17 protein-coding genes are annotated in these 18,272 nt (G+C 34.8%); 10 read left to right on the top strand and 7 right to left on the bottom strand.

Annotated elements, in window-relative coordinates; translation table 11 throughout:
* Nucleotides 1-232: 232 nt before the first annotated feature.
* Both RTP99_RS19400 and RTP99_RS19405 read left to right on the top strand, forming a co-directional pair.
* Nucleotides 233-751: an RNase A-like domain-containing lipoprotein gene (locus RTP99_RS19400; RefSeq protein WP_000822717.1), complete on the top strand. Its 519-nt coding sequence runs from the start codon at nt 233-235 to the stop codon at nt 749-751.
* Between the two features lie 15 nt (nt 752-766).
* Nucleotides 767-1,039, top strand: a complete 273-nt coding sequence (locus RTP99_RS19405; protein ID WP_000288789.1) for a hypothetical protein — start codon at nt 767-769, stop codon at nt 1,037-1,039.
* A gap of 47 nt (nt 1,040-1,086) precedes the next feature.
* Here the strand turns inward: RTP99_RS19405 and RTP99_RS19410 are convergent, their stop codons facing one another.
* From RTP99_RS19410 to RTP99_RS19420, 3 genes are all read right to left on the bottom strand, one after another.
* Nucleotides 1,087-2,349, bottom strand: coding sequence for a VanW family protein (locus RTP99_RS19410; RefSeq protein ID WP_000777344.1), 1,263 nt, complete (start codon nt 2,347-2,349; stop codon nt 1,087-1,089).
* A gap of 234 nt (nt 2,350-2,583) precedes the next feature.
* Complete coding sequence (locus RTP99_RS19415; protein WP_014893323.1) at nt 2,584-3,600, bottom strand: LCP family protein; 1,017 nt, start codon at nt 3,598-3,600, stop codon at nt 2,584-2,586.
* A gap of 187 nt (nt 3,601-3,787) precedes the next feature.
* Nucleotides 3,788-4,966 (bottom strand): NupC/NupG family nucleoside CNT transporter, encoded by a 1,179-nt coding sequence (locus RTP99_RS19420; protein WP_000668861.1) that lies wholly within the window; start codon nt 4,964-4,966, stop codon nt 3,788-3,790.
* A gap of 91 nt (nt 4,967-5,057) precedes the next feature.
* Between RTP99_RS19420 and gloA2 the strand changes: the two genes are divergently transcribed.
* The 3 genes from gloA2 to aspA all read left to right on the top strand — a co-directional run bounded on the left by gloA2 (nt 5,058) and on the right by aspA (nt 8,446).
* Nucleotides 5,058-5,444 (top strand): SMU1112c/YaeR family gloxylase I-like metalloprotein, encoded by a 387-nt coding sequence (gene gloA2, locus RTP99_RS19425; RefSeq protein WP_001017669.1) that lies wholly within the window; start codon nt 5,058-5,060, stop codon nt 5,442-5,444.
* A gap of 107 nt (nt 5,445-5,551) precedes the next feature.
* On the top strand, nt 5,552-6,850 hold the full coding sequence (locus tag RTP99_RS19430) for a hemolysin family protein (protein WP_000353306.1): 1,299 nt from the start codon (nt 5,552-5,554) through the stop codon (nt 6,848-6,850).
* 162 nt (nt 6,851-7,012) lie between these two features.
* Nucleotides 7,013-8,446 (top strand): aspartate ammonia-lyase, encoded by a 1,434-nt coding sequence (aspA, locus tag RTP99_RS19435; RefSeq protein WP_000562154.1) that lies wholly within the window; start codon nt 7,013-7,015, stop codon nt 8,444-8,446.
* A 39-nt stretch (nt 8,447-8,485) separates the two neighbouring features.
* Here the strand turns inward: aspA and RTP99_RS19440 are convergent, their stop codons facing one another.
* Nucleotides 8,486-10,105 (bottom strand): L-lactate permease, encoded by a 1,620-nt coding sequence (locus RTP99_RS19440; protein WP_046646284.1) that lies wholly within the window; start codon nt 10,103-10,105, stop codon nt 8,486-8,488.
* Between the two features lie 811 nt (nt 10,106-10,916).
* On the opposite strand from RTP99_RS19440, the gene RTP99_RS19445 reads away from it, so the two are divergent.
* Nucleotides 10,917-11,204: an ArsR/SmtB family transcription factor gene (locus RTP99_RS19445; RefSeq protein WP_000081429.1), complete on the top strand. Its 288-nt coding sequence runs from the start codon at nt 10,917-10,919 to the stop codon at nt 11,202-11,204.
* 189 nt (nt 11,205-11,393) lie between these two features.
* Complete coding sequence (locus tag RTP99_RS19450) at nt 11,394-11,573, top strand: acid-soluble spore protein H (protein WP_000382683.1); 180 nt, start codon at nt 11,394-11,396, stop codon at nt 11,571-11,573.
* Between the two features lie 41 nt (nt 11,574-11,614).
* Here RTP99_RS19450 and RTP99_RS19455 read toward each other — a convergent pair whose 3' ends face one another.
* Together RTP99_RS19455 and RTP99_RS19460 are read right to left on the bottom strand one after the other, a co-directional pair.
* Complete coding sequence (locus tag RTP99_RS19455) at nt 11,615-13,000, bottom strand: peptide MFS transporter (RefSeq protein WP_000338322.1); 1,386 nt, start codon at nt 12,998-13,000, stop codon at nt 11,615-11,617.
* Between the two features lie 381 nt (nt 13,001-13,381).
* Nucleotides 13,382-14,347, bottom strand: coding sequence for an ABC transporter substrate-binding protein (locus tag RTP99_RS19460; RefSeq protein ID WP_001010255.1), 966 nt, complete (start codon nt 14,345-14,347; stop codon nt 13,382-13,384).
* A 162-nt stretch (nt 14,348-14,509) separates the two neighbouring features.
* Between RTP99_RS19460 and RTP99_RS19465 the strand changes: the two genes are divergently transcribed.
* Genes RTP99_RS19465 through RTP99_RS19475 form a run of 3 tightly spaced genes read left to right on the top strand, consistent with a single transcriptional unit; the run spans nt 14,510 to nt 17,403 of the window.
* Nucleotides 14,510-15,514 carry a FecCD family ABC transporter permease gene (locus RTP99_RS19465; protein WP_000925208.1) on the top strand — a complete coding sequence of 335 codons (1,005 nt, stop codon included), beginning with the start codon at nt 14,510-14,512 and terminating at the stop codon, nt 15,512-15,514.
* Nucleotides 15,511-16,569, top strand: coding sequence for a FecCD family ABC transporter permease (locus tag RTP99_RS19470; RefSeq protein WP_000760061.1), 1,059 nt, complete (start codon nt 15,511-15,513; stop codon nt 16,567-16,569). Before RTP99_RS19465 ends, RTP99_RS19470 begins: the two co-directional genes overlap by 4 nt.
* Before the next feature lie 12 nt (nt 16,570-16,581).
* A complete protein-coding gene (locus tag RTP99_RS19475) occupies nt 16,582-17,403 on the top strand; it encodes an ABC transporter ATP-binding protein (RefSeq protein ID WP_001167956.1) in 822 nt (273 codons plus the stop codon).
* 32 nt (nt 17,404-17,435) lie between these two features.
* Here RTP99_RS19475 and RTP99_RS19480 read toward each other — a convergent pair whose 3' ends face one another.
* Nucleotides 17,436-18,167, bottom strand: coding sequence for a class I SAM-dependent DNA methyltransferase (locus tag RTP99_RS19480; RefSeq protein ID WP_000885935.1), 732 nt, complete (start codon nt 18,165-18,167; stop codon nt 17,436-17,438).
* Nucleotides 18,168-18,272: the final 105 nt, after the last annotated feature.

Raw genomic sequence — 18,272 nt, forward strand, 5'->3', positions numbered from 1 at the left:
TTAATAAATTAAAAAACACCAAATAAACCCTTTATTTAAAGGGTTTATTTGGTGTTTTTATAGGTGTTTAAACTTGGGAAATAATTATAAAAACATAGGGGTATATTTATAAAAGGTCAAAAATAGCGGTTTTATGAAAAATAGATGAGGAATTTGAAAAATGTATATGTTTTTTCGGTGTGAAATTGACTTTTAGTGAAGTTACGATAATAATCATGAAAGAGGTGATATGATGAAACGAATAAGTAGTCTTTTCGTGAGTAGTTTATTGGCACTCATGCTGATCTTAAGTGGATGTGCAGGAAAAGAACAAAAAACAGAGAAACAAACAGGGAATCAATCGGCATCAGTAGAAAAAATTAGTGATAATATTTTAGATGAAATGGAAGGGCCACCTAAAAATGGTCACACGATTGAAAGACATGTAGGCAAATCAGAAGAAGATCTGAAGAATCGCTTGAAGACAGATAAAGTATCAGCAGCAAGTACATACTATGACAAGGAAACGGCAACGAAAGCTGTAAAAGATAGTTTGAAGCAGCATGATAAGGAAATTCAAGATTGGTTAAAAAATTCTAAAGAGGCTCGTCTCGTATTAAATACAACACATTCATTCCCGGTTGGAAAAACGGTAATAAAGAAAAATATGAATGTAAAAGACAAGTTAGTCAAAACTGTTACTGTTTTAGCGAGAGATAAGTCAGGAGATTTAGGATATAAGATCATTACTTCTTATCCATCTGATAAATAAGAAGGGGGAGTAAATATGTATACGACATTACAATATTTTTTCAAATCGTATTGTACGTTAAGTATCCATGAAGATGAAGTAGTAGGCGTGATGGAAGAGTTTATAGAGCAAGAGGACGAAGAAATTGTTTTGAAATTACGCGATGAATTATTATATATGAAGAAAAAGGATGCTTGGGAAGAGGCGTGCGTATTAGCTGCGAAGCAAGGAAATCGTATGTGGTCGTTAGAAGAAACGAAAGACCATCTTGCAACCTTTTTAGTATTATTGCAAAAGAAAAAGGCGTGACTTATTCACGCCTTTTTCTTTTTGAAATTTGTTCGTTTAATAGTGTCTTATTCTTTTGGAGCGCTTTTATATACGCTTTTTGAAATTTGCCCATTAGATATTACTTCACCGTTTTGTGTAACTTTTTTATATGTAACTGCTGTTATTTTATCATTAGTTCTACTAATTACTTGAGAAGAAACTTCAACATTTTTACCAGTATTTGTGCCGAAAATACGTGTAGTAATACTACCTCCATTTGAAAATGCTTGAATATAAATATGATTGCCTGTATTGTTTTTAAATTTTAAATCTGGACCATAATCTGCTACTGCTGCATCTTGCCCAAGTGGTAAATAATTTACGGGCATAGAATGATTGCTTCGAGAAACAATTCCTAAATCTGCTCTTAAAGCTGCGCTATATAAAGTACTACTAACTTGGCAAACGCCTCCACCTGCACTTTGTATAACTTTCCCTTGTGAATATACAGCTGCGGATTTATAACCATGAGCAGCATCCGTTACGCCAACGCGGCCATTAAAACTAAATGTTTCATCAGGTGCGACAATCACTCCACTTAAAGTATTAGCTGACTTATTTACGTTAAAGGATTGATTCCCATTACGACCAGCCATTGGAGTTGAATATTCAGCAATTACTTCTTTAATCCCCATTTTCTGTATATCTTCTGTAGAACGTTCAGGCTTTAATAGTGTAACGGGTAATGTAACGTCAGATGTGCCAGAAGTAATGGCTTGCTGCGTTAAATCAGTTAACTTTTCTTTATCGATTTTTTCTCCATTTTGGCTCTGGCTAATATTTACTGTAGTGCCTTCAATACTTAATTCAGCATTAACGGGATTTTTTAATGTTTCATTATATTTATCCTTCATAAAGTTTTTATAAGCAGTTGTATTTAATTGAGGTGTTAATTTATAGTCACGTTTTACTTCACCGTTCTCAGCTTGTTTCCGCATTTTGTAACGATTTATTGCGTTGCCTTCTTGTTCTTTAAAGATTTTGTCGATAATATCTTTTTCTTTATAATTTATCCCTAAATCTTTCCATGTGTAAGTTTGTTTATCGTTTTGGAATATGTACGTAAGTGATTTTTGATCTAATTCAGTGATTTTTTGATTAATAATAGCTTGAATATCTTTTTTATTTTTTCCATCGAGAGAAATACCTTCAAATGAAGTATTGGGTAATGCAGTAGTATCTAATTGATTATTTAGTTTGGATACATATTGATATCCGCCAACACCGCCAACACAAAGTAATATGCCTCCAGCAATTGCAGAACCGATCAGTATTTTACTTAGCTTCATTTATTTCCCCCCAGAAATTTTTGTATAAATATATGTATTACATTTTTTGTATAAAAATGATGAAAATAACATTATGTACGTACTAGTATACTATTATTTTCACTATGTGTGTAATGTTTTTATAAAAAATGTTACACTGTTGTAATAATTGTCTCTTTTTGTCACAATGTGTACGAAAAATATGTTGAAAATTATAATAAAAAGGCTGTCTAGAAAGTTCTAGCAGCCTTTTTATTATAATTTTTTATGTTCATTTTTATTCGTAACACCGAGATGTTCTTGTAGTGTTGTCGAAATCGTATTGACGCTTTTTTCGTTTGGAACGTAATAATAAATACCACCTATATATTTATCAGTACCTTCTACTTGCATTTTGTCCATTTTTAAATTGGAATCCATTGAATTTTTTGCAATTGTCATCATATCATCAAAAGTTAAATTTGTTTTTAAGTCTTTATCGACAGCGTCTAATAGACCACCGATCTTATTAATGGAATTAAGTGATAGTGCTTTTTGAGCGATAGCTTCTAAAACAAGCTGTTGTCGTTGACCGCGCATATAATCACTATCGATATGACGAGTTCTTGCTAGTGCCAGTGCTTCCTCTCCATTTAAATGTTGACGTCCCTTTTTAAGGTGAACTGCATCTGCTTCATCTTTACTATTTTGTTCTGTGAACTCCACTGGAACATCTACAGTAATCCCACCAAGGGAATCAACAATTTTGATAAAGGATTTAAAGTTGAATTTTACATAGTAGTCAACTGGAACATCTAAAAAGTTCTCTACCGTATCAATCGTGCTATCTACACCACCGAATACGTGCGCATGTGTAATTTTATCGTATTTATCACGTGATTTAATGTATACACGTGAATCACGTGGAATACTGACAAGCTTAACAGATTTATCGTTTTTATTAATTGTGGCAAGTAATAGTGCATCTGTACGAGTTGCTTTTCCGTAATTTTTGTCCCTGATTTCACTTTCATCAACCCCCATAATGAGTACAGAAATGTTATCAGTCATAGGTTTAACGGCTTTTTCACGTTTGCTGGATTTATCCCCACGGCCCAGTTCAGAATAGGCATTACTTAACACAGACTTTGCTTTACTGTATATATGGAAGGAATAGCCTCCGGCTCCAAGTGCTACAACCAGTAATGGAATAAGCAGGAACCAAAGTAGGCGTTTTTTCTTTGAGCGTCCTTTTTTGGCTCGAGTATCTTTGTTCATATCGGATTTCATCATTTTTTCTCCTTTAAAACTATCAAAGTATATACATCTAGAAGCGCATTCAAACACATAAAAAATATTGTACGCTAAATAAAAGCGATTGTACATGTATAAAAAATAGATGTCTTGATTATTTATAAAGACATCTATTCGTTATTGTATACAAAAGATAGGGAGAAGAAAATGATAAAATTTTACCTAATTACAACATAATGCTTACGATAATTGCAGATAAAATGCTAACGAGAGTTGCTCCGTATAGTAATTTAAGGCCAAATCTGGCAACGACGTTTCCTTGTTCTTCGTTTAATCCTTTTACCGCACCTGAAATAATGCCGATAGAAGAAAAGTTGGCAAAAGAGACGAGGAAGACAGAAATAATACCAACTGTACGAGGAGAAAGGCTATTAGAAATTTTACTAAGATCCATCATGGCTACAAATTCATTCGTTACAAGCTTCGTTGCCATAATGCTACCAGCTGTGACAATTTCAGTACTTGGTACACCGATAAGAAATGCAATTGGTGCAAAGACGTAGCCGATTAATTGCTGGAAAGTAATGCCGAATATAATGAGGAATAGATCATTAATGCAGCTAATTAATGCGACGAATCCGATAAGCATAGCACCGACAACGATAGCTACTCGAAAGCCATCTAGAATGTACTCTCCAAGCATTTCAAAAAAGCTTTGCTTTTCACCTTTTATTTCTAAAATATCTTCGTCATCCCTCACGTCGTAAGGGTTAATGATAAGTACGATAATAAAGCCGCTAAATAAATTGAGAACGAGTGCGGTTACTACATATTTAGGTTCGATCATTGTCATATAGGCACCTACGATAGACATAGATACAGTTGACATGGCAGATGCACAAAGTGTATAAAGACGGTGTTTTGGAATTTGAGCTAATTGTTTTTTGACCGTAATAAAAACTTCTGATTGGCCGACAATGGCAGATGCGATAGCATTGTAAGACTCTAATTTCCCAAGACCATTTATTTTGCTAAGGAAGTAACCAATCCAACGAATGAAAAATGGTAGTATTTTGAAATGTTGCAATATACCAATTAAGACGGAAATGAAGACAATTGGTAATAAGACAGTAAGGAAAAATGGCATTTCACCTTTATTGGCAAGGCCGCCAAATACGAAGTTTATACCATCAGCAGCATACTCGAGTAGCTTTGTAAACAGACTAGAAATGACCCGAATAAGTATGAGGCCAAATTCTGTATTTAATAATAAATAGGTTAAAATTAACTGTATAATAAGCATGATGAAAATAGGTTTCAATTTAATATGTTTCTTATTGTTACTAGCAATATAAGCAAGGAAGAAAACAACGATAAGTCCTACGAAAAAAGTAATAAATTTCATAGTAAGCCCCCTAATAGAGATATTCTGCTATATATGTTTTTCATTTCAAGGGAGAATATGCATCTTTGGTAAAGAAAGGAAGAGAGAGAGTATGAATATATGTAGAGTACACCACGTTGCAATTATTTGTTCAAATTATGATGTGTCAAAAGATTTTTATACCAGGATATTAGGTTTTAAAGAGGTAAATGAGGTATATAGAAAGGAACGAGATTCTTATAAGTTAGATTTATGTGTAGGGGGAGAGTATCAAATTGAATTATTTTCATTCCCAAGTCCACCTGAGCGCCCGAGTTTTCCAGAAGCGTCTGGACTTAGACATTTAGCATTTGCTGTTACAAATATAGAAGAGGCTGTAAAACATTTAAACGAATGTGGTGTTGAGACTGAGTCGATACGTATTGATGAAATAACCGGAAAGAAATTTGTTTTTTTCCAAGATCCGGATGGTCTACCTTTAGAATTGTATGAGGTTTGAAATTGGTGAATTTTATATAGGGTTGCTTTTGAGTAAATGAAGAAACTAAAGTGAAACTTCTTTTTTAAAGGAGGTGTCACTTTAGCTAAGAAAGCTAAAGGATATATGTGGATATTTTAAAATTACTGATGGTAGTCATTCTTATTGCATTAACAGGTTTTTTTGTAGCTGTTGAGTTTGCAATTATTAAGGTGCGTAGCAGTCGTATTGACCAACTCGTTAGTGAGAAACGACGAGGAGCATTGGCAGCAAAAAAAGTAACTTCAAATTTAGATGAATATTTATCAGCATGTCAGTTAGGTATTACAATTACCGCTTTAGGACTTGGGTGGTTAGGCGAGCCGACTATAAAACATTTACTTGAGCCGTTGTTTTTAAAACTACACCTATCTTCTGCAATTGCAAGTACCGTTTCATTTATTATTGCTTTTGCAGTTATTACGTTTTTACATGTTGTTATTGGTGAACTTGCTCCTAAGACGTTCGCCATACAAAGAGCAGAGCAAGTTAGCTTATTATTATCGAAGCCACTTATTTACTTTTACAGAGTAATGTATCCGTTTATTTGGGCTTTAAATGGTTCTGCAAGGCTTGTAACAGGACTATTCGGGTTACATCCAGCTTCTGAGCATGAAGTTGCTCATTCGGAAGAAGAATTACGATTAATCTTATCTGAGAGTTATGAGAGCGGGGAGATTAATCAAAGGGAATTTAAATATGTAAATAATATTTTTGAATTTGATAATAGAGTAGCAAAGGAAATTATGGTGCCTCGTACGGAAGTTGTAGGTTTATATGAGGACGAACCATTTGAAACACATATTAAAATAATCGCACAAGAAAAATATACGAGGTATCCTGTATTTGGTGAAGATAAAGATGAAATCATTGGAATGGTTAATGTAAAGGATTTATTTATTCGTTATATGGATGGTAATCGGGACGAGGAGTGCTCGATTATGCCATATACAAGGCCGGTTATTGAAGTGTTAGAAAATATTCCAATTCATGATTTACTATTACAAATGCAAAGAAAACACATTCCATTAGCTGTTTTGTATGATGAATATGGTGGTACAGCGGGGATTGTTACATTAGAAGATATTTTAGAAGAAATTGTTGGAGAAATTCGAGATGAATACGATGAAGATGAACACCCGCCTATAGAGCATATAAGTGAAGGGTGTAAAATTGTAGAGGGGAAAGTGCTTATTAGTGAAGTAAATGATTTATTTGGCATCCACTTAATCGCTGATGATGTAGATACAATTGGTGGCTGGATTATGGTACAAAAGCAAGTCGTTGCTGAAGGAGATATTATTGAAAAACACGGCTTTTCTTTTAAAGTTCTAGAAAAAGATATGCATCAAATTAAACGAGTGGAAATAAAGAAGGGAGAAGAATGATTTTCTATAAAAGATATATGTAGAAAATTAAATGTTTGCGCTTTCAAAAAAGGTGCTATATAGTGAAGGTGGACACTGAAAAATTCTTCTGAATGATACTCGTATTTTTAGAGGGCGAATTTTTTAAATAGGGATTTAGAATGAAAAGTATAGGTGATGAAAATGATAGCAACGAAGGATATACGTATAGAAAAAGATTTTTTAGGTGAAAAGGAAGTACCAAGTAGAGCTTATTATGGTGTACAAACATTACGTGCGGTAGAAAATTTCCCGATTACAGGGTATCGCATTCATCCATCACTCATTACGGCAATGGCAATTGTGAAAAAAGCGGCGGCACTTGCAAATATGGATACTGGTTACTTAGCGAAAGACATTGGACACGAAATTGCAGAGGCAGCACAAGAAATTGTTGATGGGAAATTTCATGATCAATTTATTGTAGATCCAATTCAGGGCGGTGCTGGAACTTCTATTAATATGAATACAAATGAAGTAATCGCTAATCGAGCGTTAGAACGTATGGGATATGAAAAAGGCGAGTATGCAAAAATTAGCCCAAATACGCATGTAAACATGGCTCAGTCAACGAATGATGCGTTTCCAACAGGAATTCATATTGCAACTCTTATGATGTTAGAAGAACTTCTTATTACAATGGAAGAACTTCATGCTGCTTTCCTTGCAAAAGCAAAAGAGTTCGATCACGTCATTAAAATGGGACGTACGCATTTACAAGATGCTGTTCCGATTCGTCTTGGACAAGAATTTGAAGCGTATAGCAGAGTGCTTGCGCGTGATATAAAAAGAATTAAACAATCTCGCCAACATTTATATGAAGTGAATATGGGGGCGACAGCTGTTGGTACGGGATTAAATGCAAACCCTACCTACATTGAACAAGTGGTTAAACACTTACGAACATTTAGCGGATTCCCACTTGTTGGTGCAGAGCATTTAGTTGATGCAACACAAAATACAGATGCATACACAGAAGTATCTGCAGCATTAAAAGTATGTATGATGAATATGTCTAAAATTGCGAACGACCTTCGTATTATGGCATCTGGTCCACGTGTTGGATTGGCGGAAATTCAATTACCAGCTCGTCAACCAGGTTCATCTATTATGCCAGGTAAAGTAAATCCTGTTATGGCAGAAGTAATTAATCAAGTCGCTTTCCAAGTAATTGGTAATGATCACACAATTTGCTTAGCGTCAGAAGCAGGACAACTGGAGCTCAACGTAATGGAGCCTGTGCTTGTATTTAATTTAATTCAATCTATCAGTATTATGAATAACGGATTCCGTGTATTCCGTGAATATTGTATTAAAGGAATTACAGCAAATGAAGAACTGCTGAAGCAATATGTTGAGAAAAGTGTTGGAATTATTACAGCAGTTAACCCTCATATTGGTTATGAAGTAGCATCACGTATTGCACGTGAAGCAATTGAAACAGGAAAATCTGTTCGGGAGTTATGTTTAGAACATGGTGTACTGACAGAAGAAGAATTAGATATTATTTTAGATCCATTCGAAATGACGCATCCTGAAATTGCTGGTGCTTCTTTACTAAAGAATAAGAAGATGTAATGTAAAAAAACACCGATCCATTTGGATCGGTGTTTTATTTTAAAAGATATTAAATACAGCGTTTAATTGAAGTAAGCTAATGATAGCTAAGAAGATTAAACTGTATTTCATTGCTGTTTTAAATAGGGCAGATTCTTTACCAACTAGTCCAACTGCTGCACAAGCAACTGCTACAGATTGTGGTGAAACCATTTTTGCCATTGTACCACCTACTACGTTTAATGCAACAAGAGTAGAAGGAACGATGTTTAATTGATCTGCAGTTACTGCTTGAAGCGGTGCGAATAATGAACCACTTGATACTACTGAACCTGTAATGAATACGCCAATCCATCCTAAGATTGGAGAAAGAATTGGGAATGCATTACCAGTAGAAGAGAATGCAAGTCCAAGTGTAGATGACATACCAGAGTAGTTTTCCACGTAAGCTAAAGCGATAACACTACAGATTGTATACACTGGAGCTTTTAGTTCTTTTATTGTTTCAACCATTAATTCTTTAACCATTTTACCTTTTACGCGGTACACGATAAGTGAAACGATAATTGCTAATACGATTGCAGTAGTTGTAGATGAGAATACATCAAATTTGAAAACCGCTGCGAAAGGTGTATCAGCTTTTGTAATTGGTGTAGTTTTCATAACAGCGTTATGAAGACCAGGGAATTGAATGTTAAATACTAGGTTTGCTAGTGCGCCATCCGGAGCAAATAAAGCTTTAATTGGTTTTAAATTAAAGATTGTTACAAATGCAGTTAAGAATACGAATGGAGACCAAGCATATAAAATTTGATTGAATGTATGAGATTCTTTTTCTTCGTGTTTTTCTTCTTTAGCAGAAGATTTTGGCTGCCAAACACGTAAGAATAATGCAAGAGAGATCATACTTACAACGGCTGCGAAAATATTAGTAAGTTCTGCACCTAAGAAGTAAGTTACAACGAACTGAGTAATTGCGAAAGAAATACCACTTACAAGAATACCTTGCCAAGTTTCTTTAATACCTTTAATTCCATCGACCATTGAAACAAGTAAGAAAGGTAATACAATACTAATGAATGGTAGAATAAGAACAGTTTGACGACCGATAGTTAATGCATCTAATTCAGTTAATTGTGCTGGTACTGTAACTGGGATACCCATAGCGCCCATAGCACCACCAGCGATGTTTGCTACTAAACAAATACCTGCTGCTTTTAATGGATTAAAGCCCATACCTACAAGTAGTGCAGCTGTAATAGCAACTGGAACCCCTAGACCAGCTGCGCCTTCTAAGAAAGCACCGAAAGAATAAGCGATTAATAATACTTGTAAACGTTGATCATTTGTAATGCTTGAAATACTATCACGAATGATGTTGAATTGCTCTGTTTTAACAGTTAATTTGTAAAGGAAAATTGCTGCGATAACGATAGTACAAATTGGGTAAAATCCGGATAAAATACCGAATCCGGCAGATGCTACAGCTACTGTTGCTGGCATTTTATAAACGAATATAGCAAGAATAATAGCGACAATCACACTGTAAAGCCCAGCGATATAACTTTTCATTTTCAGTCCCATTAAACAAATGATGAAGCAAAAAATTGGAAGTGCTGCGATTAGAGCAGATAACCAAATATTGTTTAATGGGTCATAAATTTGTGTCCAAGTACTCATAATAATGACAACTCCTATCTATTTTATGTGAAGAAATTCACATTATTTGTGAAACTATTCACAATCAACTTACATGCTTAGTATATTCTCCTTCAACACTATTGTCAACGTAAAAAAGTATAATTATTCCATAATAGTGTTAAAAGAAATGCTTTGTTCATAAAGTAGACAAAAAGCCCACTCAAATCTATTTGAGTGGGTGAGATAAATGATTTACATATTCTTTTCTTATAGTTGTTTATACATTATTGATCCTACAGCTCTATAATAGAGACCGTCTTTGTATTAAATATAGAGCTGCAGAATGTACCGCTTGCCCTATTTGATCAAGTTAGGAGTGGGACAGGAAATGTATTTAATAGGAAGTATTCCATCATAGTTCAAGCTAGTGAATATGAATTAAAAAGTAATAAGTTAATATTTAATGTTACGGCAGCTCTTTTTACTGAAAATTCCTTTTAGCGTAACAAAGAGGTTAAATATAACCCAAATACGTTACGATAGGTTATCAATTATAGACGGTATTTTACAATATCATTACTGCACATTGCAATGAGGTAAAAATATAACAAAAAGCCTGATAAAACAACGTTTGCAAGCAAAGTATTTGCAGCCCGTTATTTTGCTTTTTCGTTATATCGTATAGTATAATATTCAAAATCAGCAAGGAATTTTTCCTGAGTCCTTTGCTGGTTAAGGTGGAAAAATTTTTCAGCTTTATAGGTTGATAAAGTTATGTCGTAACAGGAAATATAAGAACAGATATATAAATAAATAAAAAGAAAATAAAAACGAAAATGAGGGGAACTTTATGAGCCAAAATCAATTCGAATGTCGTATTTCAGAAGAAGATGTACAAATGTTAAGAGCGTTAGCGCATCCGTTGCGTCTACGCCTAGTAATGGAACTAATGCAACGTGGAACATGTAACGTAACACAATTACAGGAAGTGTTAGAAATTCCGCAATCAACAGTTTCGCAACATTTAACGAAATTAAAACAAAATAAAGTAGTACGCTTTGAACGACGAGGACTGGAAGTGTATTATCAAATTCATAATGATAAAGTAAGTGAAGTAGTAAAAACATTATTTTCTTAAAATTTGAATATTATGGAAAAAGACGTATGGGATCTACGTCTTTTTTTATTTGTTAGAAGGTGATATGAGAAAGAATGTTAATATGTAAGGAAAAAAGGCTAACCATTAAAATGTTGCTATATGGAATATATTCTAAAAGGAAAAGAAAAGATAGAAAGGAGTGTAATAAGTAAAAGGAGGGATAGTAGAATGGATGTAAAACGTGTGAAACAAATTTTATCTTCTTCAAGTAGAATCGACGTTACATATGAAGGTGTACCAGTATGGATTGAGAGCTGTGACGAGCAGAGTGGGGTTGCTCAAGTGTATGATGTATCTAATCCTGGAGAAAGCGTCCACGTGAACGTGACGGCGTTAGAGGAGAAGTAATAGAAAAGACGCTTCTGATTTTAGAAGCGTCTGTTTTTGTATTATTCCATCATACTCGCAACTTTTTTAGAGAAGAGAAGTAGTACAAGTCCTAAGACGATAACGATAATGCCAATACTTGCAAATACTTCAAGGTATCCTAATGATTGTGTAAAGGAAGCAAGTTTACCAGCTAACCAGTTAGCCATACCTGAACCAGCTAACCATACACCCATTAGTAATGATGCTAATTTAACAGGTGCAATTGCACTTACCATTGATAGACCGATTGGTGATAAGAATAGTTCTCCAATTGTATGGAACATATAAGTGATAACGATGAATAATAAGTTTGCTTTAACAGTTATATCAGCTTCACTACTTCCAGTTTTTAGAACCGCTAATGTTAAAACAAGGTAACCTATACCTAGTAAAATCATACCAAATGCCATTTTTGTTGGTATTTTTAAATCGCCACGCTTTGATTTAGAAAGTTTTAACCATAGCATAGATACGAATGGTGCAAGTAGTACGATGAACGCTGGATTAACGGATTGGAACCAAGATGTTGGAATTTCCCATCCAAAAATTGTACGATCAACAAATTTATCTGTATAAAGTGTTAAAGAACTACCAGCTTGTTCAAAGCCTGCCCAGAAGAATACTACGAAACAAGTTAAAATTACAATTGCCCAAGTGCGGTTTTTTTCTTGTTTTGTTAAAGGTTTCTTTTCGACTGCAGGTTGATTTTTTGTTTTTTTACCAACAACTGTTGTTCCTGCTGTACCAAGATAGCGAGGAGCTAATAAGTTGAAAACAATTTGTCCAATAATCATACCGATACAAGCTGCTAAGAATCCGTATTTATATCCCATAACCATAACGCCATCAACGCTTGTTTTAAAGAAATCTTCTGCTAAAAATCCACAAATAAGTGGAGCGAAGAAAGCACCTACGTTAATACCCATATAGAAGATAGTAAATGCACTGTCACGACGTGAATCATTTTCACTATACAATTCACCTAACAGTGTAGAAATATTTGGTTTGAAGAATCCATTACCAATGACTAATAGTATTAATCCTAGAAATAGTCCTGTTTTTGTATTCATTGAGAATAGTACAAAGTTGCCGATTGCCATAATAATTCCGCCGAGAGTAATGGCATGACGTCTTGTAATATAATGATCCGTTAGCCATCCACCTATAATTGGCATGAAATATACTGCCGCTGTAAAAGTACCATATAATTGCACTGCAAACGCCTTATCAAATCCTAATCCGCCACTAACCGCAGCAGTCGTTAAATAAAGAACTAAAAGGCCACGCATTCCATAATAACTAAATCTTTCCCACATTTCTGTTAAGAACAACAAGTACAATCCTGGTGGATGTTTTTTTGGTGATTGTTGCTCTCCAGCTTTGTCTAATTTTAAAGCTGCATCCATTTTTGTTTCCCCCTAATCCTGTATAACGGATATTTATGTAATCATTTTAATTTACAAAATATTTAGAAGTCAATAGAATTATATGGAAATAGAAAGAAAATTTCTAAAAAAGGTCTATTTTACTTCAACCGTTACTGTATTTTGCCCTGAAAACGAGATGATAAGCGTTTTCAAATGTAATAATTGAATTCTAAAAGAAAATAAAATAGTGATTAATCAGAAAATTTAGATTAAAATATTTATTCTGATATAAAGAAAATACATTCTATTTACTTTTATAATATAACATATTGGGAATAAAAATACAAAATGAAATAATGTGACATTTAAGTGAATTGAAAAATAACCAGCTCCATAGAAGCAGAGCTGGCTAAGGAAAGATTATTTAACAAAGCGTTTTTCGATATCATCTAATAGTAGGTTAGCAGCCATTACACCACCAGCTGTATTCCAAATCACATCATCAACTTTGTATGCTTTACCATTTTTTACTGCATTTAAGTTTTTAAATAGCGGATCATTGATATATTCTTTTTCTAATTCAGAGCCTTTGTTCTCGTTTCCTTTATCGAATGTGAAGTAGAATAATACATCGCCATCCATTGCAGAAATACGTTCTTTAGATACGTTACGCTCTGCGAAGTCATCTTTATTTTGATCACCAGGACGTTTAAATCCAAGTTCTTTTAAAATAACACCAGAGAATGTATCACCATGATAAATACGAACATCACCAGGCATGAAGCGAACCATAGAGATTTCTTGATTTACTTTATCACCTAGTTTGGCTTTTAAATCTTTCATACTTTTCTCGTAATCAGCTAAAACCTTTTGGCCTTCTTTTTCTTTATTTAATGCTTTCGCATAAAACTTGAAGTTATCTTTCCATTCACCACGTAATGTTTCAGAGAACACAGTAGGTGCAATTGCTTTTAGTTGCTCGTACACTTTTTCGTGACGCATTTTGTTACCGATAATTAAGTCTGGTTGTAAAGAAGCGATTGTTTCTACGTTCACTTGTCCTTCATCACCAACAACTTTTACATCTTTCATTTTATCTTTAATATGTGGATACCATGGATCACCAGTCCAAGATTTTACAGCCCCAACTGGTTTCACACCTAGCTCAAGTAAAGCTTCAGTTCCTTCGTTTGTTAAAATAACTACACGTTTTGGATTAGCAGGAACTTCTGTTTTCCCCATTGCATGTTCAACTGTAATCATTTCTTTTTTTGTATCTTCTTTTGTATCTTCTTTCGTATTTGATTTTCCACAAGCACTTAAAAGTAGTGAAAAGGCTAGTAAAAATACAAATACTGTAAACGATTTCTTTCGCATGAAATTCATTATGTACCCCCTACATAGTGAGAATTTTTTTCAATAGCAAGCATGATAATAATACTTCATGGCCTCGTTGTCAATGAAAATAATTCTCATTTCCGTTGACAATGAGAATTAAGTTGAAATACACTTACAACGTATCATTATACATTGAAGGGGAAACGCTGCATGTTATTAAAAACAAATCAAGCAAAATGGATTGGATTATTTGTTGGGATCATTGCAGTCATTACTTGTATTTGGGGAAGTATTATTTTTGGATATACAAATACGAGTTGGAAATTAGCGTTAGATGCTTTTTTCCATTTTAATGGTTCTAATGAACATATTATTATTCAAAATGTGCGTCTACCAAGGGCATTAATTGCAGCAAGTGTTGGTGCTAGTTTAGCCATTGCAGGTTGTCTTATGCAAACTTTAACGAAGAATCCACTTGCTTCTCCAGATTTTATTGGATTAAATTCAGGTGCTGCTTTCTTCATCGTTGTAGCAATTGTTATTTTTTCCGTGACGTCATTATCAGCCTTCACGTGGATTGCCTTTTTAGGGGCAGCAGTTGCAGCTGTACTTGTATTTGCTTCTAGTTCTTTAGGAAAAGAGGGGACAACACCTCTTAAGTTAACATTAGCAGGGGTCGCAATTAGTGCGTTATTTTCATCATTAACACAAGGATTACTTGTTTTAAATGAAAAGGCGCTTGAAGAAGTATTATTTTGGCTTGCCGGATCTGTGCAAGGAAGAAAGTTAGAAATTTTACAATCTGTATTCCCGTATTTATTAATAGGTTGGATTGCATCTATTATGATGGCAGGGAAAGTAAATACATTGATGATGGGGGAAGACGTTGCAAAGGGACTTGGGCAACGAACGATTTTAATGAAATCATTCGTGTTACTTATTATTGTCCTGTTGTCTGGTGGTTCAGTTGCCGTTGCTGGTCCAATTGGATTTATTGGAATCATTACCCCGCACTTTTCCAGATTTCTTGTTGGAGTAGATCATAGATGGAGAGTGCCGTATAGCGGCTTGTTAGGTGCAATACTATTAATCTTAGCTGATATCGCAGCAAGATATGTCATTATGCCACAAGAAGTACCAGTAGGAGTTATGACAGCATTTATTGGTGCGCCGTTCTTTATTTATATTGCACGTAAGAGAGGGCTTAGCAAATGAAGAAGTATATTCCGTTTCGTATAGGAAAAGGCGGGCTCTCGTTTTTAATGTATAAACGAGCTTGTCTCGTCTTATTCAGTTTACTAGTTGTTTTAATAGGATTATTTTTTGCGAGTGCAGGTATGGGAGACATGAAAATTGCTCCTTATGATGTATGGCAAGCGATCAATGGAAATGGCGATGCGATGTCAAATATGGTTGTAAATAAGTTTCGTATGCCGCGTATTTTAATTGCTATTCTTGTAGGGATCGCACTTGCGATCGCAGGATGTATTTTACAAGGCCTCGTCCGAAATCCACTTGCTTCTCCGGATATTATCGGGATTACAGGTGGTGCAAGTGTTGCAGTTGTATTGTTTTTAGCTATATTTAGTGATAAAAATAATGCGCTAACTGTAAGCATTCATTATATGCCGCTAGCAGCCTTTGTTGGGGCAACAATTGTAGCGCTTTTTGTATATTTATTTGCATGGAGAAATGACGGGTTATCGCCGATTAGTCTTGTTTTAATTGGTGTTGGGTTTTGGGCATTAACGAAAGCGGTAACGACTTTGTTTATGTTATTAGCGCCAATTTATCAAGCAAGTCAAGCGAATGTATGGATTACGGGTACTGTTTACGGTTCTTCATGGCAAAATGTCATGGTACTTGCGCCGTGGGTTCTCATTTTAACGGTAATATCATTTATAGCTGCTAGACATTTAAATGCGCAAGAGCTAGGGGATGATATTGCGGTAGGACTTGGTGTTCCTTTAACGAAGTCACGCGTATTCATGTTATTACTTAGTACAGCTTTAATTGGTGGAGCAGTTGCCTTTGCTGGAGGAATTGGATTTGTCGGTTTAATGGCACCTCATATTGCACGAAGACTAGTTGGTTCTTTATATGGTGCATTACTCCCAGTTGCGGCGATTGTTGGTGCAATTTTAGTACTTGCTGCAGATTTAATTGGGCGTACAGTTTTCACCCCACTTGAAATTCCAGCAGGGGTATTTACATCAGCAATTGGTGCACCTTATTTTATTTATTTACTTTATAAAAGTCGGAATTCATAAAGGGAGATGAATATGCAAAAAGCATTGGAGACGAAACGTTTGACGTTGTCTTATGGTGAAACAATTATTATTGATGAGTTGAATTTAGAAATTCCAAAAGGCGAAATTACAATCTTCATTGGTTCTAACGGTTGCGGGAAATCAACTTTATTACGTTCACTAGCTAGATTGTTAAAACCAACAACTGGTGACATTTTGTTAGATAATCAAGCGATTCAAAGTATGCAAACGAAGCAAATTGCCCGTCAAATGGCAATTTTACCGCAAGGACCGCAAGCGCCAGAAGGTCTTACAGTATTGCAACTTGTAAAACAAGGGCGTTATCCATATCAAACATGGCTGAAACAGTGGTCAGAAAAAGACGAAGAAATGGTACAGAAGGCACTTGCAGCAACAGGGATGACAGAATTTGCTGAGCGTGATGTGCATGCTCTTTCAGGTGGACAACGACAACGCGCTTGGATTGCAATGACGCTTGCACAAGATACAGATATTATTTTATTGGATGAGCCTACTACCTATTTAGATATGACTCACCAAATTGAAGTGCTAGATTTATTATTCGAATTAAATGAAAAAGAACAAAGAACAATTGTTATGGTACTACACGATTTAAATTTAGCCTGCCGTTATGCAGACAATATTGTAGCCATTCAAGATAAACAAATATATGCACAAGGTAAGCCAGAAGAAGTAGTAGATGAGAAGCTAGTACGTGATGTATTCCGAATGGAATGTCAAATCAGTACAGATCCATTATTTGGGACGCCACTTTGTATCCCACATGGAAAAGGAAGACGTGTACGTAAAGAGGTTGCTCAGGCAATGAGATAATGAAAAAGACGATGAGAGGGTCATCGTCTTTTTTATTTTCGGCAAGAGAATAAGAGGAAGAGGGGGATACGTAAACGACGTTCATATTCTTCCGCGTTTTGAAAATAAGTTTGATCTGGTGTAGCTTCTTTTAAATTTGTAATTGTAAATCCAGCTTGTTGTAATAGTGTAAAATATTCTTCCGTTGTACGATGATATTTAATAACTTCTTGATCAATCCAAGGTTCAACCCGTTTGCCTAGTTTAAAGTAATCATCGACGAGCCAACTCGTTCTTTTTCCGCTCGTTTGCAAGCTTTCAAATGAAGAGGTAATAATAGGGTGTTGAACGCTAAAAGTAAAGGTTCCATTTGTCTTTAAAGTTTCGTACACATTTTGAAAAATGATAGGAAGATGTTCGATATAATGTAAGGCGAGTCTAGATGTTACTAAATCAAAAGTAGAAGGAGGGTATGTGTAGTCTTTGAGGTTTAAAAAATGAACGGCGCCATTTTTGTTTTCTAGTTGTTTTTTAGCTTTTTCATACATAAGTTCGGAGCCTTCAATACCAGTGTAAGAGTGGCAGCCTTTTTCTAATAACTCTTCACCGAACTTAGCATCACCGCAGCCTAAATCAAGAATTCGCTTTCCTTTAACATCACTAATGAGTTGAAAGAAGGCTGGTTTTTCAAGTGCCTCATTTGGGCTATTTTCTCGATATCTTCGCTTCATATATTGTTCAAAAAATGCTTCGTTATTATATACATCTGATTCAGTAAATGCCATGATTGAAGCCTCCTTACATATTTTTTTTATTCTACCAAATATGAAAAGTAAATAATAGATTTCTTGTAATGAATCGTATATAATCTAGAATTGTAAGCGGTTACT

It is taken from the genome of Bacillus sp. (in: firmicutes) (genome assembly GCF_031983925.1).
GTDB lineage: Bacteria > Bacillota > Bacilli > Bacillales > Bacillaceae_G > Bacillus_A > Bacillus_A pacificus.

What these genes read in the sequence shown, in the direction of transcription:
- RTP99_RS19400 (WP_000822717.1), top strand. Translation starts at nt 233, where the DNA reads ATGAAACGAATAAGTAGTCTTTTCGTGAGTAGTTTATTGGCACTCATG.
- RTP99_RS19405 (WP_000288789.1), top strand. Translation starts at nt 767, where the DNA reads ATGTATACGACATTACAATATTTTTTCAAATCGTATTGTACGTTAAGT.
- RTP99_RS19410 (WP_000777344.1), bottom strand. Translation starts at nt 2,349, where the DNA reads ATGAAGCTAAGTAAAATACTGATCGGTTCTGCAATTGCTGGAGGCATA.
- RTP99_RS19415 (WP_014893323.1), bottom strand. Translation starts at nt 3,600, where the DNA reads ATGATGAAATCCGATATGAACAAAGATACTCGAGCCAAAAAAGGACGC.
- RTP99_RS19420 (WP_000668861.1), bottom strand. Translation starts at nt 4,966, where the DNA reads ATGAAATTTATTACTTTTTTCGTAGGACTTATCGTTGTTTTCTTCCTT.
- gloA2 (WP_001017669.1), top strand. Translation starts at nt 5,058, where the DNA reads ATGAATATATGTAGAGTACACCACGTTGCAATTATTTGTTCAAATTAT.
- aspA (WP_000562154.1), top strand. Translation starts at nt 7,013, where the DNA reads ATGATAGCAACGAAGGATATACGTATAGAAAAAGATTTTTTAGGTGAA.
- RTP99_RS19440 (WP_046646284.1), bottom strand. Translation starts at nt 10,105, where the DNA reads ATGAGTACTTGGACACAAATTTATGACCCATTAAACAATATTTGGTTA.
- RTP99_RS19445 (WP_000081429.1), top strand. Translation starts at nt 10,917, where the DNA reads ATGAGCCAAAATCAATTCGAATGTCGTATTTCAGAAGAAGATGTACAA.
- RTP99_RS19450 (WP_000382683.1), top strand. Translation starts at nt 11,394, where the DNA reads ATGGATGTAAAACGTGTGAAACAAATTTTATCTTCTTCAAGTAGAATC.
- RTP99_RS19455 (WP_000338322.1), bottom strand. Translation starts at nt 13,000, where the DNA reads ATGGATGCAGCTTTAAAATTAGACAAAGCTGGAGAGCAACAATCACCA.
- RTP99_RS19460 (WP_001010255.1), bottom strand. Translation starts at nt 14,347, where the DNA reads ATGAATTTCATGCGAAAGAAATCGTTTACAGTATTTGTATTTTTACTA.
- RTP99_RS19465 (WP_000925208.1), top strand. Translation starts at nt 14,510, where the DNA reads ATGTTATTAAAAACAAATCAAGCAAAATGGATTGGATTATTTGTTGGG.
- RTP99_RS19470 (WP_000760061.1), top strand. Translation starts at nt 15,511, where the DNA reads ATGAAGAAGTATATTCCGTTTCGTATAGGAAAAGGCGGGCTCTCGTTT.
- RTP99_RS19475 (WP_001167956.1), top strand. Translation starts at nt 16,582, where the DNA reads ATGCAAAAAGCATTGGAGACGAAACGTTTGACGTTGTCTTATGGTGAA.
- RTP99_RS19480 (WP_000885935.1), bottom strand. Translation starts at nt 18,167, where the DNA reads ATGGCATTTACTGAATCAGATGTATATAATAACGAAGCATTTTTTGAA.